The following is a 22,476-nucleotide window of genomic DNA, read 5'->3' as shown; positions in this document are numbered from 1 at the left end:
GGAACCCGATGCGCCTCGCGCGACTGCTGGCCGTCGCCACGCTGCTGCTGACCACCGCCGCGTGCACCGACGCGGCCCCCGAGGCGAAGCCCTCCGCCACCCCGACTCCCCCGCCCACGGCGAGTCCGGCGCCCCAGCCTCCTGCCAACGGTTGCTACGACCTCGCGTACGCCGCGGCGATCGCTGCGACGAGCGACGCGAAGCCGGTGCCGTGCCGGACGGCGCACACGGCCCGCACGTACTTCGTGGGCCCCGCCGCGACCCTCACCCCGAGCGGACACCTTCTCGCAGTCGACTCGGAGCGGGTGCGCAACCAGATGGCGACCGAGTGCCCGCGCCGGTTCGCGGCGTACGTCGGGGGCTCCCGCGAGCAGCGGCGCCTGAGCATGCTCTCGGCGATCTGGTTCGGGCCGAGCCTCGAGGAGTCGGACGCCGGCCAGTCGTGGGTCCGCTGCGACGTCATCGCCCTCGCCGCCGAGGGCCGGCTCGCCCGCCTCGGCGGCACCCTGAAGAAGGTGCTCGACAGCGAGGCCGGGCGTGACCGCTGGGGCCGCTGCGCGACGGCCAAGCCGGGCTCCCGGGGTGCCCAGCAGGTCATCTGCTCGGCACGGAGCAGCTGGCGCGCGGTGGCCACGCTGGACGTGAAGGGCCTGCGCCAGGCCCGGGCAGCCGGCAGTGCATGCGAGGACCGCGTGCGTGACCTCGCCGACGACAAGCTGACCTTCACCTGGGGCTGGACACCACCGACGCGCGCGCAGTGGCGCGCCGGCCAGCACTACGGCTTCTGCTGGGCCCCGAAGGGCCAGTGAGGGCTCAGAAGCCGAGCTTGCGCAGCTGACGCGGGTCGCGCTGCCAGTCCTTCGCGACCTTCACGTGGAGGTCGAGGTGGACCGGCGTGCCGAGCATGGCGGCGATCTGCAGGCGTGCGGCCGTGCCCACCTCGCGCAGCCGCGAGCCCTTGTGGCCGATGATGATGCCCTTCTGGCTGTCGCGCTCCACGAAGAGGTTGGCGTGGATGTCGAGCAGCGGCCGGTCGGCGGGGCGTCCCTCGCGGAGGTTCATCTCCTCGACGACCACCGCGATCGAGTGCGGCAGCTCGTCGCGCACGCCCTCCAGCGCGGCCTCGCGGATCAGCTCGGCGACGATCGCCTGCTCGGGTGCGTCGCTCAGCTCGCCGTCGGGGTAGAGCTGCGGACCCTCCGGCATCAGGCCGATCAGGATGTCGGCGAGCAGGTCGACCTGGCTGTCGCCCACGGCGGAGACGGGGACGATCTCGGCCCAGTCCGTGCCGGTCGTGCGACCCAGCTCGGCGATCGCGAGCAGGTGCGAGGCGAGCTGCTCGGGCGTCGCCTTGTCGGTCTTGGTCGCGATCGCGATCTTCGTCGTGCGGCGGACCTTGGCCAGCTCGTTGACGATGAAGGTGTCGCCGGGGCCGATCTTCTCGTCGGCCGGGAAGCAGACCGCGACGACGTCGACCTCGGACCAGGTGGTCATCACCAGGTCGTTGAGGCGCTCGCCGAGGAGCGTGCGCGGCCGGTGCAGGCCGGGAGTGTCGACGAGGATCAGCTGGGCGTCGTCGCGGTGGACGATGCCCTTGACCACGGTGCGGGTGGTCTGGGGCTTGTTGGAGGTGATGACCACCTTCGAGCCCACCAGCGCGTTGGTCAGCGTCGACTTGCCGGCGTTGGGGCGCCCGACGAAGCAGGCGAAGCCGCTGCGGTAGCCGTCGGGGCGCTGGCCGTGGATCGGCGGGGCGGGAGCCACGCCCTTCACGTCGAAGTCGCGGTCGTGCTCGCTCATGCGTCAGCCTCTCGTGCTGCATCATCGGCCGCCTGAGCGGCTGCTTCGTCGCGGGCCGCGTCGTAAGCCGCCCAGATCTCGTCGTCGGTCTTGCCCTGTGCCTTGCCCTCGCGCCAGATCGGCCCGGGATCGACCGCACGCGGCTGGCGCTCGTGGCCGCCTCCGCGCCAGTAGCCCATCACGTCGTAGGCGCTCGTGGGGAGCTTGACCTCGCGCATCAGGTGCTTGCGGATGGCGCGCATCTGCGCGGACTCCCCCGCCATCCAGAAGTAGCCCTCGCCGTCGGGCCAGTCGATGGCCTCGACGATCGCGGCGGTCGCCGTCTCGGCATCGTGAGGGACGGGAACCCAGGTGATCGCCTCCCCCGCCACGTAGTCCGTCAGCGGAGCGTCGGGGATCTCCACCCACGCGCGTACGTCGAGCTCCGCCGGCGCGGTCTCGATGATGCGCGCGATCGCGGGCAGTGCGGTCAGGTCGCCGACCAGCAGCAGCCACTGCGCGGAGGACGGCATGTCGAAGCTTCCCTTGGCCGCGCTGATCGTCACCACGTCGCCGACGCAGTCACCGGCTGCCCACTCCGTCACCAGCCCGTGGTCGTGCACCACGATGTCGAGCGTGAGCTCACCCTCGCGCCAGGAGCGGACCGTGTAGTAGCGGGTCTGGAACTGGCCGGGCACCGTCAGCGCGACCCACTCGTCCGGCACACCGGTGCTCTCGAACGCCGCCAGGCCGTCGCCCCCGAGCACGATCCGCACGAAGTGGTCGGAGAGCTGCTCCCGCCTCAGGACGGTCGCGGGGTACTGCGCTGCTCGGGTGCTCACCGGACAAGGCTAGTGGTCGTGGGCCACAAGTCCTGGCTCGCGTGGTCACAGCCGCAGGTTCGGCTGGTCACAGGCGCGAGTCAGAAGGCGTGGCGCATCGGGTACGACGTGCCGCCCTCGACCGTGCGCGTGGCCAGCACGTGGTGGAGCTGGACCTCGTTGCGCTCGAAGCCCACCCGCGATCCGGCCATGTAGAGCCCCCAGACACGGGCGGTGCCGAGACCGGCCTCCGCGACGCAGGCGTCCCAGTTGTCGACGAGGTTGCGGTTCCACCCGGCGAGGGTGAGCGCGTAGTGGCGGCGCAGGTTCTCGTGGTGCTGCACCTCGAGTCCTGCCCCTTCGACGGCCGATACGACCGTGCCCGACGCCGCCAGCTCACCATCGGGAAAGACGTACCGGTCGATGAAGGCGCCCGCACGCCCGTCGCGCCGGGTGTCCGCGCGCGTGATGCAGTGGTTGAGCAGCCGTCCGTCGGGCTTGAGCCGGTCGGCGACGAAGGCGAAGTACGCCGGGTAGTTGGCGACGCCGATGTGCTCGGTCAGGCCGATCGAGCTGATCGCGTCGAAGCCGGCCTCGTCGAGGTGGCGGTAGTCGAGGTGGCGTACCTCGGCGTACGGGTCGAGGTGCTCCTCCTTGATCGCCCGCTGGGCCCAGGACGCCTGCTCGCGGGAGAGCGTCACGCCGAGCGCGTGGACGCCGTACTCCCGGGCCGCGAAGCGGACCATCCCGCCCCAGCCGCACCCGAGGTCGAGCAGCCGCTGGCCCGGACGCAGGTCGAGCTTGCGGCAGATCAGGTCGTACTTCGCCTCCTGCGCCTCCTCCAGCGTCGCCACCGGGCGCGCGAAGACCGCGCAGGTGTAGGTCATCGACGGGCCGAGGACGAGCTCGTAGAACCGGTTGGAGACGTCGTAGTGGTGGCGGATCGCGTCGGCGTCGCGCTCCTCGGTGTGCCGCTGGAACCAGCGGAGCCCGTCGAGCTTGGTCCGCCAGGCCGGCAGGTGCTCCTCCGGCGGCGGCTTCGGCGGGATGAAGTTCGAGACTCCGAGATCGGCCATCAGCCTCAGCACGTCGAGCGGACCCGGGCGGGGGATGTCGGTGCGCCCGGCCATCAGCACGAGCATCGGGTAGGGATCGCCCGGATGCGTGCCGCGCAGCACCAGGTCGCCGCTCACGTAGGCCCGGGCCAGGCCCAGGTCACCGGGCGCCGTCAGCAGGTAGGCCAGTCCACGCGGCGAGGTGATGTCGAGGGTGTACGGGCAGCCGGTGTCGCCGGCCTCGCTCCCGTCATACGCCGCGATGCGGACCGGCAGGGCGCCGTCGAAGAACGCGTCGAGGACCTCCGCGATCCGGGCCATGGGCTACCTCCTGTGGACTGCCTTGTCGTAGAGCGAGGTGAGTCGCCCGTCGGGGTCGTGCTGCTGCTTCACGGCAGCGAGGTGCGCGCCGTCGTAGAGCCGGTCGAACGTCGCTGCGTCGTAGAACGCCTCGCTGTAGAGGGACTTGTGGCCGCCGAGCTCGCTGACCTTCTGCTCGATCGCACGGTTGGTGGGACCGTCAGCGGCGCCCTCACCCACCCGGACGGTGCCCCAGAAGCCGACGTTGACGTAGGTCCGGGCGGGCTCGAGCGGGTACGTGGGCCACGGGCGCTCACCCGCTCCGGCGTCGCGTCGGAGGCGCAACGGACAGAGCCAGACCGGCCGCATGCCGACCTCGGCGTCGAACCACGCCAGGAACTCCCCCAGCCGCTCCAGCGGCACCTCGACGTCCTGGACGACACGCTCGGGCTCCGGGCGCCCGGCCCGCGCGTCGAGGCGCCGCGAGATGCCGAACCTACGGTCCAGGCCGAGCAGCCGGTGGTAGACGTCTGAACGGCGCAGCCGCCGCGGCCACAGCGCCCGCACGGCAGGGTGCTGCGCGCCGAAGGCGGCGCTGCACCAGAACCAGTCGGTGTCCCAGCGCCAGAGATAGTCGTGGAAGGTGAGCAGGTCGGTCTCGCGCTCCTGCAGCGACCGGTAGAAGACGCGGGAGCCGGTGTAGTCGGACGGCCGCCGTCCGCCCGCCGGCTGATCAGTCCACCGGGCGAGGGTCAGCACGAGCTCGCCCGGCTCGAACGCGACGCCGTCCATCGCGTCGACACGTTGCCCCTCCCACTCACCGGTCTCGACGACCTCCGCGATCGCCTTCTCCAGCAGGCCGGAGTCGGGGAGACGGACGTGCCGCAGCGCGGCGTACGCCGGGGCCGGCGCGAGCTCGATCCGCAAGCGGGTGGCGTAGCCGAGCGACCCGTAGGAGTTGGGGAAGGCGTCGAAGAGCGGGTCCCCCGGCCGGGTTGTCACGACCTCGCCGGCACCGGTGAGCACATCCATCTCGAGGACCGACTCGTGCGGGAGCCCGAGCCGGAAGGACGTCGCCTCGATGCCGAGGCCGGTCACCGCGCCGCCGAGCGTGATCGTGCGGAGCTGGGGAACGACATGCGGCACCAGGCCCTGGGCGAGCGTCGCGTCGACGAGGTGCTCGTAGGTGCACATGCCCTGCACCTCCGCTGTCCGGGTGGCGGGGTCGACCGCGATCACGCCCTCGAGGCCGGAGACGTCGAGACCACTCTCGACCAGGTCACGCGGACGGAAGAGGTTCGATGTCCGCTTGCGCAGGCGCACGGGCGCGCCCGGCGGGAGCGCGGCGTACGACGAAAGAAGTCGGGCCACGCCCTCCCGGTGTCGGTCCCATCCGAGCGGGGTCGTCACACCTCCGACGCTAGCGCGGGCGTGCGGAGAGCGTCACTCGCCGGGTGTCGACCTCAGCGGAGCTTGCCGGCGCCGTCGGCGACGTGGATGACGACGTCGTCGCCGGCGAAGTCGCGGACCGCGGCAGCATCGGGCTCGGTGAGCCCCTCGGCCTCACCGAGCAGGACGAGCGCCTCGAGGCCGCGGGAGCCGGAGGCGACCGCCATGCCGATGCAGACCTGCACGGCGCTCAGCTGGAGGCTGGGCAGGTCGACCGTGGCAGCGGCGTACGTGCGGCCGTCGCTGTCGCGGACAGCCGCGCCCTCGGCGGCGCGGGTGCGGGCGCGGGTGGCCCGGGCCAGCACGACGAGCTTGTTGTCCTCAGCAGACAGGGCAACGGGGAGATCAGCCATGCGGCTCAGGCTACCGATCCGGCGGACGGCTCACCGTCGAGGGCAGGATCGGTCTCGGGCACCCGCGTGATGACGACGGTGTCGATGCGGTTGCGGCGGCCGCTTGCTGCCACCGCTTCGAAGTGAAGACCGGCCACCTCGACGGCGGAGCCGGGGATCGGCACGACGCCCATCAGCTTGGCCATCAGGCCACCGACGGAGTCGACCTCGTCGTCGGTGAGGTGGACCTCGGGGAAGAGCTCGTCGAGGTCGTCGACCGGGAAGCGGGAGGAGACCTTGACTCCGCCGTCGGCGAGGTGCTCGACCTCGACCGACGCAGCGTCGTACTCGTCGGTGATCTCTCCGACGATCTCCTCCAGGACGTCCTCGATGGTGACGATGCCGGCGGTGCCGCCGTACTCGTCGACGACGATCGCCATGTGCTGCCGGCGCGCCTGCATCTCCTTGAGGAGGGCGTCGGCCGGGAGGCTGTCAGGCACCCAGTGGACCGGACGGAGCAGGGTGTCGATGCGCTGGGTCGTCTCGGCGTCGGCGTCGTCGAAGACGCGCCGCGAGACATCCTTGAGATAAGCCAGGCCGATGACGTCGTCGAGGTTCTCGCCGATCACGGGCAGGCGGGAGTAGCCGCTGCGAAGGAAGAGCGACATGGTCTGGCGGAGGTTCTTGTGGCGCTCGACGAAGACCACGTCGTTGCGCGGCACCATCACCTCGCGGACGCTGGTGTCGCCCAGCTCGAAGACGTTGTGCACCATCTGGCGCTCGCCCTCCTCGATCAGGCTCGAGGCCTCGGCGAGGTCGACGAGCTCGCGCAGCTCGGTCTCGGAGGAGAACGGCCCCTCACGGAACCCCTTGCCCGGCGTGATCGCGTTGCCGAGCATGATCAGCAGCTTCGGCACCGGTCCGAAGAACGGTGTCAGCGCCAGCAGCACCGGCGCCGAGGCGAGAGCGATGGGAACGGCGTGCTGCCGGCCCAGCGTCCGCGGCGCGACGCCCACCACGACGTAGGAGACGACGATCATCGCGCCGCTCGCCAGCAGGAGGGCCTGCCACCAGGAGTCGATGCGCGTGACGGCGAGGTAGGTGACCAGGGCGATCGCCGCGACCTCGGCCGCGATGCGCAGCAGCAGGACGCTGTTGAGGTAGCGCGCCGGGTCGTCGAGCAGACGCACCAGCTTGCGCGCTCCGGCGCGCCCCTCCTGCTCGATCTCCTCCGCGCGGGCGCGTGAGAACGAGATGAGGGCGGCATCAGCCGCCGAGAGCAACCCCGCGACCGCGGTCAGTGCGACAGCGAGGGCGAGTAGCCAGAGATCCGCAGGCTCCATCGGTCAGCTCGCGTGGTACTCGGCGAGGAGCTGGTCCTGCAGGCCGAACATCACCCGGTGCTCCTCGGGCTCGGCGTGGTCGTAGCCGAGGAGGTGGAGGATGCCGTGGACGGTGAGGAGCTGGAGCTCGGCCTCGGTGGTGTAGTCCGCCTGGCCGGCCTCGCGGCGTTCGGTGGCCTGGCGCTCGGCGACGGCCGGGCAGAGGACGAGGTCACCCAGGACGCCCTCCTCGGGCTCCTCGTTGACCTTGCCCGGACGGAGCTCGTCCATCGGGAAGGCGAGCACGTCGGTCGGGCCCTGCTTCTCCATCCACTTCTCGTTGAGCTCGGCGATCGTCGGCTCGTCGACGGCCTTGATGCAGAGCTCGGCGAGGGGGTGGACCCGGAGCCGGTCCATCACGAACCGGGCGAGCCGCGAGGTCGCCTGCACATCCAGGGTCAGGCCGGACTCGTTGAGCACCTCGATGGTCACCGACGGTTCTCCTTCTGCGGGGGCTTGATGGTCTTGTTGAGCGCGGCCCTCGCCGCGGAGGCGGTGGCGAGGGCGGCCTCCTGAGCAGCATCGTGCTCGTCGTACGCCGCGACGATGTGGCCGACCAGCTTGTGCCGGACGACGTCGTGGGCGGTGAGGCGGTTGAACGAGATGTCCTTGATGCCGTCGAGGATGCCCTCGACGACACGGAGACCGGACTTCACACCACCCGGCAGGTCGGTCTGGGTGATGTCACCGGTGACCACGATCTTCGAGCCGAAGCCGAGCCGGGTGAGAAACATCTTCATCTGCTCGGGCGTGGTGTTCTGTGCCTCGTCGAGGATGATGAAGGAGTCGTTGAGGCTGCGACCGCGCAGGTAGGCCAGGGGTGCGACCTCGATCGTGCCGGCCGCCATCAGCTTGGGGATCAGCTCGGGGTCGAGCATGTCGTGGAGGGCGTCGTAGAGCGGCCGCAGGTAGGGGTCGATCTTCTCGGTCAGCGTGCCCGGCAGGAAGCCGAGGCGCTCGCCGGCCTCGACCGCCGGGCGGCTCAGGATGATCCGGTTGACCTGCTTCGACTGCAGGGCCTGGACCGCCTTGGCCATCGCCAGGTAGGTCTTGCCGGTGCCGGCAGGGCCGATGCCGAACGTGATCGTGTGCTTGTCGATCGCCTCGACGTAACGGCTCTGGTTGAGCGTCTTGGGGCGGATCGTGCGGCCGCGGTTGCTCAGGATGTTGAGGCCGAGCACGTCGGCCGGCTTCTCCTTCGTCTCCGCGCGGAGCATCGAGATGATCCGCTCGACGGTCTCGTTGGTGACGCCCTGGCCGGTGCGGATGACGGTCACCAGCTCCTGCAGGAAGCGCTCGATGAGGGCGATCTCACTCGGCACGCCGTGGAGCACGAACTGGTTGCCGCGCACATGGATGTCGGCGTCGAACTCGCCCTCCATGATGCCGAGGAACTCGTCACCCGGGCCGAGGACGTTGACCATGTCGACGCTCGGCGGGACCACCACCGTGTGGCGGGTGTTCTTGGCGCCGGGCTCCTTGAAGGGGCCGTCGGCATGCGGGGGTGTGCGCGGGTTCTCTGTCATGGGTGGGCCAAGTCTATCCGCGTACGCCGACAGCCGCTCGGGCGCTGCGGTGGGCCACCGGGTGCTGGGCGCCGCGGCTCAGCCCGGGGGCCACTCGAGGGGGCGGCCACCGAGCAGGTGGAGGTGGACGTGGAAGACCGTCTGGCCGGCGTCCTCGCCGGTGTTGAAGACCAGGCGGTAGCCGTTGTCCAGGCCCTCCTGGGCAGCTACGTCGCGTGCGGTCGTGATCAGGTCTGCGGCCATCGACGGCGCCTGCTGGGCGATCGCTCCCGCGTTGGGGTAGTGGCCCTTCGGCACGACGAGGACATGCGTGGGCGCCTGCGGGTTGACGTCGCGGAACGCGACCGAGTGGTCGCTCGTGTGCACGATCTGGGCCGGGATCTCGCCGGCGACGATCTTGCAGAACAGGCAGTTCTCGTCGCGGGTCTGGTCGGGCGCGGGGGCGTTCATGGGGTCCACAGTAGGGCGCGCCCCGGGATTGGTGCAGTGCGCGTGTAAACCCCCGAGCGGTGGTGCGCGTGGGACTAGCGTGACCATCGTGGATCCGGACCCGCTCGCCGCGCCCCTGCCGCCGCTCACCGCGGACCAGGCAGTGGCCGAGCTGTACGCCGCGCACTGGCGCCGCCTGGTCCGGCTCTCGGTCCTGCTCGTCCACGACCAGGGCCTTGCCGAGGAGATCACGCAGGACGCCTTCGTGGCGCTCCACGGCAGGTGGTCGCGGCTGCGCGACCCGTCCGCAGCGCTCGCCTACCTCCGCCAGTCGGTCGTCAACAGGTCCCGCTCGGCCCTGCGCCACCGCAAGGTCGTCGACCGTCACGCAGCGCGGGAGCGCCTGCCCGACCACGCGCCCTCCGCTGACGCGAGCGTCGAGGCCGGGGTCCGGCGTACGGAGGTGCTGGCGGCGATGCAGGCACTCCCCCGACGGCAGCGCGAAGTCCTCGCGCTGCGCTACTACCTCGACCTCTCCGAGGCCGACATCGCCGCCACCCTCGGCATCAGCCAAGGGGCGGTGAAGAGCCACGCCTCACGTGGGTCCGCAACCCTGCGCACCCACCTCGCTCCGCACCTGGAGGACCTCCGATGACCACTTCGAACCGGGGGCCGCACGACGACCAGCTCGCCCGGCTCGTCCGCGACGCGGCCGACCAGGTGCAGCCCCGACCCGCCCTCGACGCGATCCGTGCCCGGACCGTCGCGACTCCGAAGGAGAGTCCCATGTCTGTTGCCCGCACCTGGCTGCTCGGAGGCCTCGGTGGCGCTGTCGCCACCGCCGCCGTCATCGGTGGTGTCTGGTTCGCCACGACGAGTGGTGACGACGACCCCGTGGTGCCCGGTCCGGCCAAGACGCCGTCCGGCTCGGTCTCCGCATCCGTGGACCCGACGCCGAGTGAGCCCACGGACACCTCCTCGCCGTCACCGACGTCGACCGACCGTGCACCCGGAGGCACGACGGCTGTCCCGGTGTACTTCGCAGGTGAGACCCCGCGCGGGCTGGGGCTGTATCGCGAGTTCATCCGGGTCCCCGAGGCCGACCGCGTCGTCGCCGCCGTCGCCCACGCCGTGCTTCCCGAGGGGCCGGCCGACCCCGACTACCGCAGCCTCTGGCCGGCCTCGACCGACGTCACCGACGTGACCTTCGACGGCGGCCCGGACGGCGTCATCACCATCGACCTCGCCGACACCGCCCTGCACGACCGCCCGGCCGGGATGAGCGAGCGCGAGGCGCAGCTCGCGATCGAGCAGCTCGTCTACACCGCCCAGGGTGCCGCGAAGGCGGGTCGGGTGCCGGTGCAGTTCTTCCTGGACGGGTCGCACACCGACACGGTTCTCGGCGTACCGACCTCGGAGCCGCTCGCCAACGGCCCGGTCCTGGAGACGCTCGCCCACGTCAACCTCACGACTCCGGACGAGGGCATGCACACCGACAGCGACACGCTCGAGGTCAGCGGTGTCGCGAACTCCTTCGAGGCCAACGTGACCGTGAAGCTCCAGCGCTTCGAGGGGACGCACGTGGTCTTCCAGGACTTCATCACCGCAGAGGGCTGGATGGGCGAGAAGCTCTTCCCGTTCTCGAAGTCCTTCGACATCAGCGACGTGCCGGCGGGGAAGTACATCCTGACCGCGATGACCGACGACCCGAGCGGCGGCGCGGAGGGCAACGGCCCCTACACCGACTCGAAGGTCATCGAGATCGGCTGACCCCTCAGACCGGGTCGAAATCGTACGCCGGGAGGCCGTCGAGGCTGGTGCGGTTCTTCTGCAGCCGGTATGCGACAGAGCCGTCCGGACCCTTGCGCTCGAAGTACGGGCCCAGCAGGTCGCGGTGTCCCTCGAAGTTCATCAGCGGGACACCGTACCCACACGAGTCGGAGATCCGCTCGACGTCGACGACGATGACGGCGCGCTCCCCCGGCTGCGACTCGAAGCTGTCGGAGAGCGCCGCCCACTCCTCGTCGTACGGCGTGACGATCCGGCCGCGACCGTGGAGCCGGACGATGTTGGGCGGGCCGTCGAAGGCGCAGAACATGACGGTGATGCGGCCGTTCTCGCGCAGGTGCGCGATCGTCTCCGACCCGCTGCCGGTCATGTCGAGCCAGGCGAACGTGTGGGCGTCGAGCACCGCGAACGTGCCCGGGACCCCGCGCGGCGAGACGTTGACGTGGCCGTCGGCCGCGAGCGGCGCGGTCGCAACGAAGAAGACCTGTTGCCGCTCGATGAACGCGCGCAGGCGTCCGTCGATCGCCTCGTGAACCTTGCCCATGGGTAGAGGCTAGGCCCAGCGGGCGGTGCGAGACAGCAGCGCAGCGACGGCGGCGACGCCGGCGGTGGAGGTGCGGAGCACCTCGTCGCCCAGCTTCACGCCCTGGATGCCAGCCTCGGCGAACGCCGCGAGCTCGTCGGGGCTGATGCCGCCTTCGGGGCCGACGACGACCACGATCGAGCCGTCCGCGGGGACGGAGAGCGACGCGAAGGAGCCGGGGCCTTCCTCGTGCAGGACGACGGCGAGGTCAGCGCCGCGGACAAGGTCGACCACAGCAGCCGTCGTCGCGAGCGGGGCAACCACGGGGAACCACGAGCGGCGCGCCTGCTTGGCCGCTTCACGAGCGGTCGACACCCACTTCGCGTGCGACTTCACCGCACGCTCACCGCGCCAGACGGCGACCGAACGGGACGCCGCCCACGGCACGATCTCGGCGACACCGATCTCGGTGAGCACCTCGACGGCGAGCTCGCCGCGCTCACCCTTGGGGATCGCCTGGACGACGGTGACCCGCGGCGTCGCCGGCTCCTCGTGAGCGAGCGAAGCGAGGCGAACCTCCATCGACCGCTTGCCGGTGGCCACGATCTCGCCTACGCCGGAAGCACCGCAGCCGTCGGTCAGGACCACCTGCTCCCCCACCGCCAGCCGGCGTACGGCGACAGCGTGGTGCGCCTCGTCGCCGGTGACCTCGACGACGGAGCCCTCGGCAACGCCGGCCAGGGTCGGTACCAGGTGCACGGGAAACGACATCAGCGGCCGATCAGTGCTGCGAGAACGCGTCGCGCAGGCGATTGAAGACCGACTTGTGGGCCGGGCGAAGCGACCCCTCGACGGCCTCCTCGCCACGCAGCTTGGCGAGCTCGCGGAGGAGCTCCTCCTGGCGGGCGTCGAGCTTCGCGGGGGTCTCGACGACGATCGTGACGACGAGGTCGCCGCGCGCCTGCGTGCGCAGGCCGGGAACGCCGAGGCCGCGGAGCGTGACGGTGCTGCCCGACTGGGTGCCGGCCGCGACGTCGAGGTCGAAGGTCTGCTGGCCCTCGTCGCCGAGGTCGGACTCGAGCGTCGGCAGGGTCAGCACGGTGCCGAGCGCGGCGGCCGTCATCGGCACCGACACGGTCGCGTGGAGGTCGTTGCCGTGACGGCGGAAGGTCGCGTGCTGCGCGACGTGGATCTCGACGTACAGGTCACCGGCGGGACCGCCACCGGGGCCGACCTCGCCCTGTTCGGAGAGCTGGACCCGGGTGCCGTTGTCGACGCCGGCCGGGATCTTCACGGTGAGCGAACGGCGTGCCCGCACGCGGCCGTCGCCGGCGCACTCGCGGCACGGATCCGGGATGACGGTGCCGAACCCCTTGCACGCCGCGCACGGGCGCAGCGTGCGGATCTCGCCGAGGAAGGAGCGCTGCACGTGGGCGACCTCGCCCGCACCGTGGCAGGTCTCGCAGGCGACGGGCTTCGAGCCGGGCTGCGCACCGTCGCCGTTGCAGGCGGTGCAGCGCACGGCGGTGTCGACCTTCAGCTCACGGGTGACGCCGAACGCCGCCTCGGCGAGCTGGACCTCGAGCCGGATGAGCGCGTCCTGGCCTCGGCGTACGCGCGGACGGGGACCGCGACCGCTGGCCGCGCCGCCGGGCTGACCGCCGCCTCCGAAGAAGGCGTCCATGATGTCGGTGAAGGAGAAGCCCTGGCCAGCACCGGCGAAGCCACCACCGAAGGGGTCTCCGCCCCGGTCGTACTGCTGCCGCTTCGCCGGGTCGCTGAGGACCTCGTAGGCGTGTGAGACCGCCTTGAAGGTGTCCTGGGCGTCGGGGTCGGGGTTGACGTCCGGGTGGTACTGCCGGGCAAGGCGCCGGTAGGCCTTCTTGATGGTGTCCGCGTCCGCGTCGCGGGAGACACCGAGGAGCTCGTAGAAGTCCTGGCTCACGTGTGGTTCCTCAGGTTGATGGTCAGGGCTGCTCGTCGAGCAGGCGGGAGATGTAGCGGGCGACGGCACGGACCGAGGCCATCGTGCCGGGGTAGTCCATGCGGGTCGGGCCGACGATGCCGAGGCTGGCGATCGCCTGGTCCTGGGGGCCGTAGCCGGCGGCGACGACGCTCGTGCCGGAGAGCTCCTGGTAGGGGCCCTCGTGGCCGATGCGCACGGTGACCAGGTCGGAGCTCGCCTCGCCGAGCAGCTTGAGCAGCACCACGTGCTCCTCGAGCGCCTCGAGCATCGGCCGGACCGCCGTGTCGAACGACGTGCCGAAGCGGGCGAGGTTGGCGGTGCCCCCGACCGCGACCCGCTCGTCGGAACGATGGTCGGACATCGCGTCGGTGAGGGTGTGGACGACGGTCTCCGCCGACGCCTTCACCTCGGGGGCGACCTCGTCGGGGACGCCACCGAGCGCCGTCACGGCCTCCGCGATGCGGGTGCCCACGGCGGCGTGGAGCAGGCGGCTGCGGAGGTCGGCGAGATCCTGCTCGTCGAGCTCGACCGGCAGCTCCACCAGCCGCTGCTCGACGCGCCCGGTCGAGAGGATCAGGACGAGCAGCAGGCGTGTCGGCGCCAGGGCGACGACCTCCACGTGGCGGACGGTGCTGGAGCTGAGGGTGGGGTACTGCACGACGGCGACCTGACGGGTCAGCTGCGCGAGCAGCCGCACCGACCGCTGGACCATGTCGTCGAGGTCGACCGCGCCGTCGAGGAAGGTCGAGATCGCTCGCTTCTCCGCGACGCTCATCGGCTTCACGGTGGAGAGCCGGTCGACGAAGAGCCGGTAGCCCTTGTCGGTCGGCACGCGCCCCGCGCTCGTGTGGGGCTGGGTGATGAACCCCTCCTCCTCGAGTGCGGCCATGTCGTTGCGGACCGTCGCAGGCGAGACTCCCAGCGAGTGGCGCTCGACGAGGGCCTTGGAACCGACCGGCTCCTCGGTGGAGACGTAGTCCTCGACGATGGCACGCAGCACCGCGAGCCTGCGCTCCTCGAGCATGCGTCCTCCTCCTCGGCCGTCTGGTGCCGGAGTGACTGGCACTCCGAACTGGCGAGTGCCAATGCTACCCGGCCGCACCCCCACACCGCCGGTGACGAGGGCGACACCCCGTGTGTCGGTACGCCGTCCGGGCCTGCGCGCTCGGCAGACTTGGGCGATGGCTCCTTCGAACAGCTTTGGCGACCGCTATGGCACTGACGTCCTCAACAACGACTGGCGCACGCCGAAGAACGGCCGCGCGGTCGAGATCTCGGCAGACCTCGGCCTCGTGCTCGAGGAGGTCATGACCGACTGGTGCGGCGAGATCGTCGCCGTCGACAGGGACCTGCGGACGGTGACGCTCGAGGACCGTCGCAGCAAGCGGCGTACGTTCCCGATGGGGCCGGGCTTCCTGCTGGAGGGACGTCCGGTCATCCTCTGCCCTCCGGTGACGCAGAAGGGGCCGGAGAAGGCGACCCGCACCGCGTCCGGATCGATCGCCGTGCACGGCACGAAGGCGCGCGTGGCCCGGGCGTCGCGCATCTTCGTGGAGGGCCGGCACGACGCGGAGCTCGTCGAGAAGGTCTGGGGCGACGACCTGCGGATCGAGGGTGTCGTCGTGGAGTACCTCGACGGCATCGACGACCTCTCCGAGCACCTGCGCGACTTCCAGCCCGGCCCGAACCGCCGCGTCGGCGTGCTCGTCGACCACCTGGTGCCGGGCTCCAAGGAGAGCCGGATCGCGCAGGCCGTGATGAAGTCCGAGGTCGGCAAGCACGTGCTGATCGTGGGCCACCCGTTCATCGACGTCTGGGCCGCGGTCAAGCCCGAGCGCCTCGGCAAGAAGGCCTGGCCCGACGTGCCGCGCCACCTCGAGTGGAAGAAGGGCGTCTGCCAGGCCTTCGGCTGGCCGCACCGCGACCAGGCCGACATCGCCCGTGCCTGGAAGCACATCCTCGGCGGCGTACGCGGCTTCCAGGACCTCGACCCGGCCCTGCTCGGCCGGGTCGAGGAGCTGATCGACTTCGTGACGCAGGAGTGACCTGACGCCGGTCAGGAGCGAAGCGGGCGCCCCTGAGCGTCCTTCGGGTCGCCCGCCAGGATCACGATGCCGTCGATGAACGGCCACACGGCACCGATGCCGCAGGTGAGGAGCGTGACCAGGAGCTGCGCAACGCCCAGCCCGGTCTGGCCCATGTAGATCCGGCCGATGCCGAGCGGGATCAGGATCTGGATCAGACCCGCGATCAGCTTCGACTTGTCGGAGTAGGGCACGCCCGTGACCGGGTGGACGCCCCAGGGCGCCTGCGGGCCCGCGCCGTAGGGGTGCTGACCGTACGCCGGCGGGGCCGGCTGACCGTAGGCCTGCTGGCTGTAGGCCTGCTGGCCGTACCCCGGGGCCGGCGGCGGCAGAGGCGGGAGGCCGGGCTGACCGGGAGGGGCCGCCTGTCCGGGCAGGTCGGAGGAGGTCGGCGGAGCGGGAGGAAGGGGCGTGGTGGGCTCGTGGCCCTCGGGGGTGCCCGGTGTCTCGGTCATGGCCGACAACCTAGCGGGGAGCGCCGACGGACGCGGCCTGATCAGCAGGTCGTCGCGGCGCGCGCCGCCGTCAGCCCGGTTCGACCTCGTCGTGGACCTCGAACTCCACCTCGAGCAGGTCCTCCTCGTCACGCGCCGTCAACTGGCGGGGTGCACCGTCGGCACCGGTCAGCCGTCGGCGGACACCCTCGGCGATGCGGGCCGAGACCGAGTCGATGGCGGCGTACATCTGGGCGGACTTCTCGTCGTGGACGGCCTGGATCCGCTCCGCCCGCGCGCGGGTCATGGGGATCGCGCGGAAGAGGCCGAACGGGATCCGCGCAGCAGCGGTGTGGCCGACACGCGCGATGGCGCTGCCGAAGGCGACTGCCTCCGTGCCGACCTGGACGCCGTCGGCGATGCGTGTGCGCGACTCGAGGTAGACCCGACGCTCGGTCGCCCAGGCGCGCTGGCGGCGGACAGAGCGCTCGCCGGCGAGGAGGGCCTGGTCGGCGTCGCGGAACCAGCGCACAGCCAGGACGACCAGGCCGGCGCAGAGCACGACCAGGACGACCGCGCTAGCGAGCAGCATGGACGCGCACCTCGACCTCGACACCCTCGGCGGCCATCTCCGTGACGAGCTCGCGCGAGGCCTGCTCGAGGACCACGCGGCGCACGCTCTCCGGAGCCATGGCGGCGAGGACCCCGGCAGCCTTGTTGCGGCTCAGCGCCACGTCGAGCGGGTTGAGGATCTCGACGACGAGCACCCGCCGCGAACCGGCACCCAGCAGGGCCTCGAGGTCGGCCGGCAGCGGCGGCACCGGCTCGAGCGCCTCCGCCTGCTCGGTGAGGGCAGCGGCACGCACCTTCAGGCCGTTGAGCTGCCACAGCAGCAGCGCGCAGGCGCACGCCAGCACGAGGGCGACGATCAGCGCGAGCACGGCGACGACAGCGGTCATGTGCGCAGCCTAGGGCTCGGCACCGCCCTAGGGCAGGAGGTCGCGCACAACCGCGTCGGCGAGCAGGCGGCCGCGGGTCGTGAGGACCAGTGGCGCTCCGTCGAGCGCCTGCCCGGTCAGCAGCCCGGACTCGACCAGACCCGGCACGGCAGCCGCTCCGGCGGGGTCGAGCACGTCCTGCGGCAGGCCATCGGCGAGGCGCAGCTCGAGCAGCACGCGCTCGACGCGCTGGTCCTCCACGGCGAGGACCTCGCGGCCGTGCGCCGGGCTCGCGCCGGCCGAGATGCGCTGCGTGTAGGCACTCGGGTGCTTGACGTTCCACCAGCGGACGCCGCCGACGTGGCTGTGGGCACCGGGCCCGACACCCCACCAGTCCGCGCCCTTCCAGTAGAGGAGGTTGTGGCGGCAGCGGCTTGCCTCGTCCCGCGACCAGTTGGAGACCTCGTACCAGTGCAGGCCGTCGGCACTGAGCAGCTCATCCGCCCGGAGGTACTTGTCGGCGAGGTCGTCGTCGTCGGGCATCGCGACCTCGCCACGGCGGATCTGACGTGCGAGCGCTGTGCCGTCCTCCACGATCAATGCGTAGGCACTGACGTGATCGGGCCTGTTGTCGAGCGCCGCGCGGAGGGACGTCTCCCAGTCGGAGAGACTCTCCCCCGGCGTGCCGTAGATCAGGTCCAGGCTGATCTGGTCGAAGCCGGCGGCGCGCGCCCACTCGACCGCGCGCGGCACACGCTCGGGGTCGTGGGTGCGGTCGAGGACCTTGAGCACGCTCGACACGGCCGACTGCATGCCGAAGCTGAGCCGCGTGTAGCCCGCCTCGCGCAGCTCGGCCAGGTAGGCGCGGTCGACGCTGTCAGGGTTCGCCTCGGTCGTGACCTCGACGTCCGGCGCCAGCCCGAACTCGTCGTCGATCGCGCGGAGCATCAGCCCGAGGTCGCGCGCGGGCAGCAGTGTCGGCGTACCCCCGCCGAGGAAGACCGTCTCGACCGGGCGCTCGACGTCGCCGAGCACACGCCTGGCGAGACCGACCTCGCGTGCCGCGGTCTCGGCGTACGCCGACTGCGACGCGCCGCCCCCGAGCTCCTGCGCGGTGTAGGTGTTGAAGTCGCAGTAGCCGCACCGCACCCGGCAGAACGGGACGTGCACGTAGAACGCGAAGGGCCGCTTCTCCTGCCCGGCGAGCGCCTCGGCCGGGAGCGCGCCGTCGGCCGGCGCGGGCTCACCGTCAGGCAGGGTCGAGGGGCTCACGCCTTCATTGTCCCAGCCCGGCGCGCCCGCTCAGACCGGGACCGCCAGGGTGGCCGTGTAGCCCTCGTCGACCGAGCCGGTCACCTTCGCGAGCTGGAGCGAGTGGCCGTCGCTGAAGACCATGTCGGAGTCGAGGGAGACCCGGGCGAGGTTGGCCACGCTCGCCTCATAGCCCGCCGTTGCGTAGACCGTCTCGCAGACCTCCTGCGGCAGGGCGAGCTGCGAGGTACGGAGCCGGCCCGCAGCCGAGGTCGCGTCGGAGAGCGACGGGTAGACCTCGAAGTGCACGTGCGGCCACCGCCCGTCGTAGCAGCCCGGGACGATCGACCGGAACTGCAGCCAGCCATCCGCCCCGGCGACCTGGACGCCGCGCAGGTAGTTCTCGTCCGTGACTCCCTCGGTGTACATCGAGTAGCCGCCCTCGCGGGTCGCGTGCCAGAGGTAGACCGCGGCCCCCTCGAGCGGAGTCGACTCGCCGTCCTCCAGCGAGAGAACCCGGAGCCGGATCGTGAGCGCCACGCCCTCGGCGACGCCGTCAGCGGTACCGAAGCTCCGCGTGATGTCCTCGCGTACGACGCCGGACTGGCCGAGCGCGTCGGGCCCGTTGCTGCCGTCGCCGGGATACGGACCGGCCGTCTCCTCCGGGATCTCCCCCGCTGCGACCGTGGCCGAGGAGCTGCCGGACGCTCCCGGTCCCCCACCGGTCGTGCCGTCGGAGGTGACCGAGACCAGGCCGTCGTCGCTGGTGCAGGCGGCGACGACACCGGCCGCCCCCAGCGCGCCGAACGCCGCGAAGAGCCCGCGACGCGCCATCACCCGGCCCGAACCCCGGGCCAGCAGGCCGGGGAGGTCGTGGCCCAGGCCCTCACGATGCTCGTCGTGCCCGTCACCCGGGAGGTCCTCGTTGTTCTGCTGCTCGCTCATGCGACGAGCCTCCTCCCGCACGCTGTGCAGGAGAAGGCTCGTCGCTGTGTGTCTGCTGTGTGATCAGCCCGCGTAGAGCGAGTCGATCAGCTCCTTGTTGTTGACCTCGACGACCTTGCGCTTCACCTTGAGCGACGGGGTCAGCTCACCGCCCTCGATGGAGAAGTCGCGGTCGAGGATCACGAACTTCTTGATGGTCTCCCAGCGGTTGAGGCGACCGTTGAGCTCGTCGACGTAGCCCTGGACCATCTTCTGGCACGCGTCGGAGGTCACGATCTCGGCGTACGACTTGCCACCGAGGCCGTTCTCCTCCGCCCACCCGGCGATCAGGTCGGGGTCGAGCGTGATCAGTGCGGAGACGAAGTTCCGCTCGTTGCCGTGCACGAGCATGTTCGCGACGTACGGGCAGACGGCCTTGAACTGCGACTCGATGGACGACGGGGCGACGTACTTGCCGCCGGAGGTCTTGAAGAGGTCCTTCTTGCGGTCGGTGATCCGCAGGTGGCCGTCGGCGTCGAGCTCGCCGATGTCACCTGTGTGCAGCCAGCCGTCGATCAGCGTCTCGGCGGTCGCGTCGGGGAGGTTGTGGTAGCCCTCCATGACGTTCGGGCCCTTGATCAGGACCTCGCCGTCCGCAGCAATGCGCACCTCGGAGCCCGGGAACGGGATGCCGACGGTGCCGATCTTGTTCTGCTCGGGGTGGTTGACGAACGCACCGGCCGAGGTCTCGGTCAGGCCGTAGCCCTCGAGGATGACCAGGCCCGCGGCGTTGAACCACTCCGCGACCTCGCGGTTGAGCGCGGCCGAGCCGGAGATGAAGAACTTGATGCGGCCACCGAAGCGCGCGCGGACCTTCGTGAAGACCAGCTTGTCGAAGAGCTTGAACTTGAGCTTCAGCGGCAGCGGGATCTTCTTGCCCTCGGCCTGGAGCTTGCGGACCTCGAGGCCGACACCGAACGCCTTGTCGAAGATGCCCTGCTTGCCCTCGGAGGCAACCATCGTGATGATCCGGCCGTAGGCCTTCTCGAAGATGCGCGGCGCGGCGCCCATGAAGGTCGGCTGCACGACGGCGAGGTTGTCGACGATCTTGTCGACCCGGCCGTCGATCGCGGTGGCGAAGCCGCACGCGAGCTGCGTGGAGAGCAGCACCTTGCCGAAGGAGTGGGCCATCGGCAGCCACAGGAACTGCAGGTCGTCCTCGTCGAGGATGCCCTGCGACTTGATCGACTCGCCCTCGTAGACCCACGACTTGTGGCGCAGGCGGACGCCCTTCGGCTTGCCCGTGGTGCCCGAGGTGTAGATGAGGGTGGCCAGCTGGTCGGCCGGGATGCTCGCCGCGAGGTCGTCGATGACGGTCGGGTTCTTGGCGAGGTACTCCTCACCGAGCCGCTCGAGGTCGCTGAGCGAGAGGAGACCCTCGCGGCCCTCCTCGGTGAGGCTCACGACCGTGCCGAGCTCCGGCATCTCGGCGCGGTGCGCCTCGACCTTCTCGACCTGACCGGCGTCCTCGGCGAAGAGCACGCGGCTGCCCGAGTCGGCCAGGATGTACGCCGTGTCGTCGCCGCCGGTGGACGGGTAGACGGTCGTCGTCGCGGCGCCGGCGCACATGATGGCGAGGTCGGCGAGGATCCACTCGTAGCGGGTGCCGGACAGGATCCCGACACGCTGCTCGGGCTGGATGCCCAGGGAGATGAGGCCCGCGGCGAGCTTGCGGACACGGTCGCCCGCCTGCTGCCAGGTCACCGACTCCCAGCCGTCACCGGCAGGGAAGCGGAACGCCTCGCGGGGACCGGATGTCGTGACCCGGTCGAGGAACTGGATGGCCACATTGGCCGGCATGGTGTCCATGAAGGACGCATCGCGGTTGATCGGCATGGGCGCAGCGTAGCGCCGCTACCGCCTCCGGTTTATGTAGTCCATCACCTTGTCGTGGACAGATGTGGCGAGCGTCTCCACCGCCAGCAGCTCCGGCAGCAGGTGCGGCTGGGTCGTGAGCGCCCGGAACATGGTGCTCACGGTGACGCCGTGACCGGGCCGGTGGACCACCTCGATCGGGTCGCCCGCGGCGACGTCTCCCTCCTCGAGGACGCGCAGGTACGGCCCCGGGCGGGCGTCCTCGGTGAAGCGCCGCACCCAGCCCCGGTCGGGACCGCCCGCCTCGGCGATCCGGACCTGGAAGGTGTTGCACGGGATGCGCACCTTGGCGATCTCCAGCACGGAATCACCGATCCGCCACTGCTCCCCCACCAGCGCAGCGTTGACGTCGATGCCGGCGGTGGTGAGGTTCTCGCCGAACCAGCCGTCCGGTAGCTCGACACCGAGCTCCGCGGCCCAGCGGTCGAGGTCCTCTCGTGCGTAGGCATAGACCGCCATGTCGACGCCACCGTGCACGTCGGGGCTGCCGACGGCATCGCCCGCGACGCCGAACGCCGTGACGCGGGCGGGGCCCGGCAGCGGCGCCTTGCCGATCGCCGTACGCGCCTCGCGGGAGCCGGTGGCCGCGCGAGGCTGGCCGACGTTCACAGAGACGAGGGAGGCGGTGGTCATGGCTGGATCATGCCCGGTAGAACTACAGGTATGACTGCAGCCCAGTGGCTTCCCGACCCGACCCGCCGGCACGAGCTCCGTTACTGGAGCGGAGATGCCTGGACCGAGCACGTCGCCGACGAGGGCGTGCAGGCGGTCGACCCGTTGCCCACGCACGACGATGCAGCCGGCCTCGGCGAGCCCGCCGAGCCTGTCGACGAGCACGTGCCGGTGGCGCGCGGCGGCAGCGGCGGCATCACTGGCGACCTCGTCGACGGCCGCTACAGCGAGAGCACCGCCACCGCGCCGGGGCCCTCGCTGCAGAACGCCAAGCTCCTGCGCGTCCGGGTGAGCGAGCCGTTCATGGCGCGCCAGGGCGCGATGGTCGCCTATCAGGGCGCGGTCAACTTCGCCTACCAGGGCGGCGGCGCTGCACGTTTCCTCAAGAAGGCGCTGACCGGCGAGGGCCTGTCGCTGATGCGCGTCGAGGGCCAGGGCGACGTCTTCCTGGCCAACGAGGGCTACAAGGTCCACATCCTGCACCTCGACAACAGCGGCATCTCGATCAACGGGGCCAACGTGCTCGCGTTCTCCGCCTCCCTCGAGTGGAACGTCGAGCGGGTCCGCGGCGGCAGCATCGCGGCCGGCGGGCTCTTCAACACCACCCTGCGAGGCACCGGCTGGGTCGCGATCACGACCGACGGCGACCCGGTGGTCCTCGACGCGGGCGAGGCCCCGACCTTCGCTGACTCCAACGCGCTGGTCGCCTGGTCGATCGACCTGCAGACGTCGATCCGCTCCACCGCGACCGCGGGTGCGCTCATCGGCCGCGGGTCGGGCGAGGCCTTCCAGGTGGCGTTCGGCGGGCGCGGCTTCGTGATCGTCCAGCCCTCCGAGGGACCGACCGTCCCGCCGCACTCGCACGGCGGCTGAAAACTTCTCCAGAAA

At 71.1% G+C, this 22,476-nt stretch carries 25 protein-coding genes; 5 read left to right on the top strand and 20 right to left on the bottom strand.

All coding sequences use genetic code 11. The annotated features are described in order from the left end of the window. Positions 1-8 precede the first annotated feature (8 nt). Positions 9-809, top strand: a complete 801-nt coding sequence (locus VLF38_RS08035) for a septum formation family protein (protein ID WP_325270752.1) — start codon at positions 9-11, stop codon at positions 807-809. Between the two features lie 4 nt (positions 810-813). On the opposite strand, the gene era is transcribed toward VLF38_RS08035, so the two are convergent. The 9 genes from era to VLF38_RS07990 all read right to left on the bottom strand — a co-directional run bounded on the left by era (position 814) and on the right by VLF38_RS07990 (position 9,094). Continuing rightward, positions 814-1,800 (bottom strand): GTPase Era, encoded by a 987-nt coding sequence (era, locus tag VLF38_RS08030; RefSeq protein WP_325270751.1) that lies wholly within the window; start codon positions 1,798-1,800, stop codon positions 814-816. After that, entirely contained in the window at positions 1,797-2,621 is an 825-nt protein-coding gene (locus VLF38_RS08025; protein WP_325270750.1) for a siderophore-interacting protein, read from the bottom strand. Before VLF38_RS08025 ends, era begins: the two co-directional genes overlap by 4 nt. A gap of 80 nt (positions 2,622-2,701) precedes the next feature. Further along, entirely contained in the window at positions 2,702-3,976 is a 1,275-nt protein-coding gene (locus VLF38_RS08020) for a cyclopropane-fatty-acyl-phospholipid synthase family protein (protein ID WP_325270749.1), read from the bottom strand. A gap of 3 nt (positions 3,977-3,979) precedes the next feature. Then, positions 3,980-5,365 (bottom strand): FAD-binding oxidoreductase, encoded by a 1,386-nt coding sequence (locus VLF38_RS08015; protein WP_325270748.1) that lies wholly within the window; start codon positions 5,363-5,365, stop codon positions 3,980-3,982. A gap of 53 nt (positions 5,366-5,418) precedes the next feature. Further along, positions 5,419-5,757 carry a cytidine deaminase gene (locus tag VLF38_RS08010; protein ID WP_325270747.1) on the bottom strand — a complete coding sequence of 113 codons (339 nt, stop codon included), beginning with the start codon at positions 5,755-5,757 and terminating at the stop codon, positions 5,419-5,421. 5 nt (positions 5,758-5,762) lie between these two features. Then, positions 5,763-7,079 (bottom strand): hemolysin family protein, encoded by a 1,317-nt coding sequence (locus tag VLF38_RS08005; protein ID WP_325270746.1) that lies wholly within the window; start codon positions 7,077-7,079, stop codon positions 5,763-5,765. A gap of 3 nt (positions 7,080-7,082) precedes the next feature. Beyond that, positions 7,083-7,550 (bottom strand): rRNA maturation RNase YbeY, encoded by a 468-nt coding sequence (gene ybeY, locus VLF38_RS08000; RefSeq protein WP_325270745.1) that lies wholly within the window; start codon positions 7,548-7,550, stop codon positions 7,083-7,085. Next, on the bottom strand, positions 7,547-8,542 hold the full coding sequence (locus VLF38_RS07995; protein WP_325270761.1) for a PhoH family protein: 996 nt from the start codon (positions 8,540-8,542) through the stop codon (positions 7,547-7,549). Before VLF38_RS07995 ends, ybeY begins: the two co-directional genes overlap by 4 nt. A 180-nt stretch (positions 8,543-8,722) precedes the next feature. Continuing rightward, positions 8,723-9,094, bottom strand: a complete 372-nt coding sequence (locus VLF38_RS07990; RefSeq protein WP_325270744.1) for a histidine triad nucleotide-binding protein — start codon at positions 9,092-9,094, stop codon at positions 8,723-8,725. A gap of 88 nt (positions 9,095-9,182) precedes the next feature. Here VLF38_RS07990 and VLF38_RS07985 point away from each other — a divergent pair, with 88 nt between their 5' ends. Continuing rightward, positions 9,183-9,728: a SigE family RNA polymerase sigma factor gene (locus VLF38_RS07985; RefSeq protein ID WP_325270743.1), complete on the top strand. Its 546-nt coding sequence runs from the start codon at positions 9,183-9,185 to the stop codon at positions 9,726-9,728. Further along, a complete protein-coding gene (locus VLF38_RS07980) occupies positions 9,725-10,843 on the top strand; it encodes a Gmad2 immunoglobulin-like domain-containing protein (protein WP_325270742.1) in 1,119 nt (372 codons plus the stop codon). Before VLF38_RS07985 ends, VLF38_RS07980 begins: the two co-directional genes overlap by 4 nt. Positions 10,844-10,847: 4 nt before the next feature. On the opposite strand, the gene VLF38_RS07975 is transcribed toward VLF38_RS07980, so the two are convergent. From VLF38_RS07975 to hrcA, 4 genes are read right to left on the bottom strand one after another with little or no spacing between them, the layout of a single operon-like run. Then, the gene (locus VLF38_RS07975; protein ID WP_325270741.1) at positions 10,848-11,405 is read right to left on the bottom strand and encodes a pyridoxamine 5'-phosphate oxidase family protein; all 558 of its coding nucleotides are present in this window, start codon (positions 11,403-11,405) and stop codon (positions 10,848-10,850) included. A gap of 9 nt (positions 11,406-11,414) precedes the next feature. After that, on the bottom strand, positions 11,415-12,143 hold the full coding sequence (locus VLF38_RS07970) for a 16S rRNA (uracil(1498)-N(3))-methyltransferase (protein ID WP_325270740.1): 729 nt from the start codon (positions 12,141-12,143) through the stop codon (positions 11,415-11,417). Between the two features lie 22 nt (positions 12,144-12,165). Next, entirely contained in the window at positions 12,166-13,329 is a 1,164-nt protein-coding gene (dnaJ, locus tag VLF38_RS07965; protein ID WP_325270739.1) for a molecular chaperone DnaJ, read from the bottom strand. 22 nt (positions 13,330-13,351) lie between these two features. Further along, a complete protein-coding gene (hrcA, locus tag VLF38_RS07960; RefSeq protein ID WP_325270738.1) occupies positions 13,352-14,374 on the bottom strand; it encodes a heat-inducible transcriptional repressor HrcA in 1,023 nt (340 codons plus the stop codon). A gap of 157 nt (positions 14,375-14,531) precedes the next feature. Here hrcA and VLF38_RS07955 point away from each other — a divergent pair, with 157 nt between their 5' ends. Continuing rightward, positions 14,532-15,395 (top strand): DUF3097 domain-containing protein, encoded by an 864-nt coding sequence (locus tag VLF38_RS07955; protein ID WP_325270737.1) that lies wholly within the window; start codon positions 14,532-14,534, stop codon positions 15,393-15,395. An 11-nt stretch (positions 15,396-15,406) separates the two neighbouring features. On the opposite strand, the gene VLF38_RS07950 is transcribed toward VLF38_RS07955, so the two are convergent. The 7 genes from VLF38_RS07950 to VLF38_RS07920 form a co-directional block, all read right to left on the bottom strand. Next, on the bottom strand, positions 15,407-15,889 hold the full coding sequence (locus tag VLF38_RS07950) for a TM2 domain-containing protein (protein WP_325270736.1): 483 nt from the start codon (positions 15,887-15,889) through the stop codon (positions 15,407-15,409). Positions 15,890-15,959: 70 nt separating this feature from the next. Further along, the gene (locus tag VLF38_RS07945) at positions 15,960-16,460 is read right to left on the bottom strand and encodes a hypothetical protein (RefSeq protein WP_325270735.1); all 501 of its coding nucleotides are present in this window, start codon (positions 16,458-16,460) and stop codon (positions 15,960-15,962) included. Next, complete coding sequence (locus VLF38_RS07940; protein WP_325270734.1) at positions 16,447-16,827, bottom strand: hypothetical protein; 381 nt, start codon at positions 16,825-16,827, stop codon at positions 16,447-16,449. Before VLF38_RS07940 ends, VLF38_RS07945 begins: the two co-directional genes overlap by 14 nt. A 27-nt stretch (positions 16,828-16,854) precedes the next feature. After that, the gene (gene hemW, locus VLF38_RS07935) at positions 16,855-18,078 is read right to left on the bottom strand and encodes a radical SAM family heme chaperone HemW (RefSeq protein WP_325270733.1); all 1,224 of its coding nucleotides are present in this window, start codon (positions 18,076-18,078) and stop codon (positions 16,855-16,857) included. Positions 18,079-18,108: 30 nt separating this feature from the next. Continuing rightward, positions 18,109-19,002: a 3,4-dioxygenase subunit beta gene (locus VLF38_RS07930; RefSeq protein WP_325270732.1), complete on the bottom strand. Its 894-nt coding sequence runs from the start codon at positions 19,000-19,002 to the stop codon at positions 18,109-18,111. A 63-nt stretch (positions 19,003-19,065) separates the two neighbouring features. Next, entirely contained in the window at positions 19,066-20,877 is a 1,812-nt protein-coding gene (locus VLF38_RS07925; protein WP_325270731.1) for an AMP-dependent synthetase/ligase, read from the bottom strand. Between the two features lie 18 nt (positions 20,878-20,895). Further along, entirely contained in the window at positions 20,896-21,549 is a 654-nt protein-coding gene (locus tag VLF38_RS07920; protein ID WP_325270730.1) for an MOSC domain-containing protein, read from the bottom strand. Between the two features lie 30 nt (positions 21,550-21,579). On the opposite strand from VLF38_RS07920, the gene VLF38_RS07915 reads away from it, so the two are divergent. Next, complete coding sequence (locus tag VLF38_RS07915) at positions 21,580-22,461, top strand: AIM24 family protein (RefSeq protein WP_325270729.1); 882 nt, start codon at positions 21,580-21,582, stop codon at positions 22,459-22,461. The last annotated feature ends 15 nt before the right edge of the window (positions 22,462-22,476 follow it).

Origin of the sequence: Nocardioides sp. (assembly GCF_035481145.1) — a bacterium.
In the GTDB taxonomy this organism is placed as follows: domain Bacteria; phylum Actinomycetota; class Actinomycetes; order Propionibacteriales; family Nocardioidaceae; genus Nocardioides.
Note: the sequence above shows the minus strand (reverse complement) of the source record. Positions and strands in the feature narration are given on the sequence as shown.

Coding starts and splice junctions, on each gene's coding strand:
- VLF38_RS08035 (WP_325270752.1), top strand. CDS start 9: ATGCGCCTCGCGCGACTGCTGGCCGTCGCCACGCTGCTGCTGACCACC.
- era (WP_325270751.1), bottom strand. CDS start 1,800: ATGAGCGAGCACGACCGCGACTTCGACGTGAAGGGCGTGGCTCCCGCC.
- VLF38_RS08020 (WP_325270749.1), bottom strand. CDS start 3,976: ATGGCCCGGATCGCGGAGGTCCTCGACGCGTTCTTCGACGGCGCCCTG.
- VLF38_RS08010 (WP_325270747.1), bottom strand. CDS start 5,757: ATGGCTGATCTCCCCGTTGCCCTGTCTGCTGAGGACAACAAGCTCGTC.
- VLF38_RS08005 (WP_325270746.1), bottom strand. CDS start 7,079: ATGGAGCCTGCGGATCTCTGGCTACTCGCCCTCGCTGTCGCACTGACC.
- VLF38_RS07995 (WP_325270761.1), bottom strand. CDS start 8,542: ATGGTCAACGTCCTCGGCCCGGGTGACGAGTTCCTCGGCATCATGGAG.
- VLF38_RS07990 (WP_325270744.1), bottom strand. CDS start 9,094: ATGAACGCCCCCGCGCCCGACCAGACCCGCGACGAGAACTGCCTGTTC.
- VLF38_RS07980 (WP_325270742.1), top strand. CDS start 9,725: ATGACCACTTCGAACCGGGGGCCGCACGACGACCAGCTCGCCCGGCTC.
- VLF38_RS07975 (WP_325270741.1), bottom strand. CDS start 11,405: ATGGGCAAGGTTCACGAGGCGATCGACGGACGCCTGCGCGCGTTCATC.
- hrcA (WP_325270738.1), bottom strand. CDS start 14,374: ATGCTCGAGGAGCGCAGGCTCGCGGTGCTGCGTGCCATCGTCGAGGAC.
- VLF38_RS07955 (WP_325270737.1), top strand. CDS start 14,532: ATGGCTCCTTCGAACAGCTTTGGCGACCGCTATGGCACTGACGTCCTC.
- VLF38_RS07950 (WP_325270736.1), bottom strand. CDS start 15,889: ATGACCGAGACACCGGGCACCCCCGAGGGCCACGAGCCCACCACGCCC.
- VLF38_RS07945 (WP_325270735.1), bottom strand. CDS start 16,460: ATGCTGCTCGCTAGCGCGGTCGTCCTGGTCGTGCTCTGCGCCGGCCTG.
- VLF38_RS07940 (WP_325270734.1), bottom strand. CDS start 16,827: ATGACCGCTGTCGTCGCCGTGCTCGCGCTGATCGTCGCCCTCGTGCTG.
- VLF38_RS07930 (WP_325270732.1), bottom strand. CDS start 19,002: ATGAGCGAGCAGCAGAACAACGAGGACCTCCCGGGTGACGGGCACGAC.
- VLF38_RS07925 (WP_325270731.1), bottom strand. CDS start 20,877: ATGCCGATCAACCGCGATGCGTCCTTCATGGACACCATGCCGGCCAAT.
- VLF38_RS07920 (WP_325270730.1), bottom strand. CDS start 21,549: ATGACCACCGCCTCCCTCGTCTCTGTGAACGTCGGCCAGCCTCGCGCG.
- VLF38_RS07915 (WP_325270729.1), top strand. CDS start 21,580: ATGACTGCAGCCCAGTGGCTTCCCGACCCGACCCGCCGGCACGAGCTC.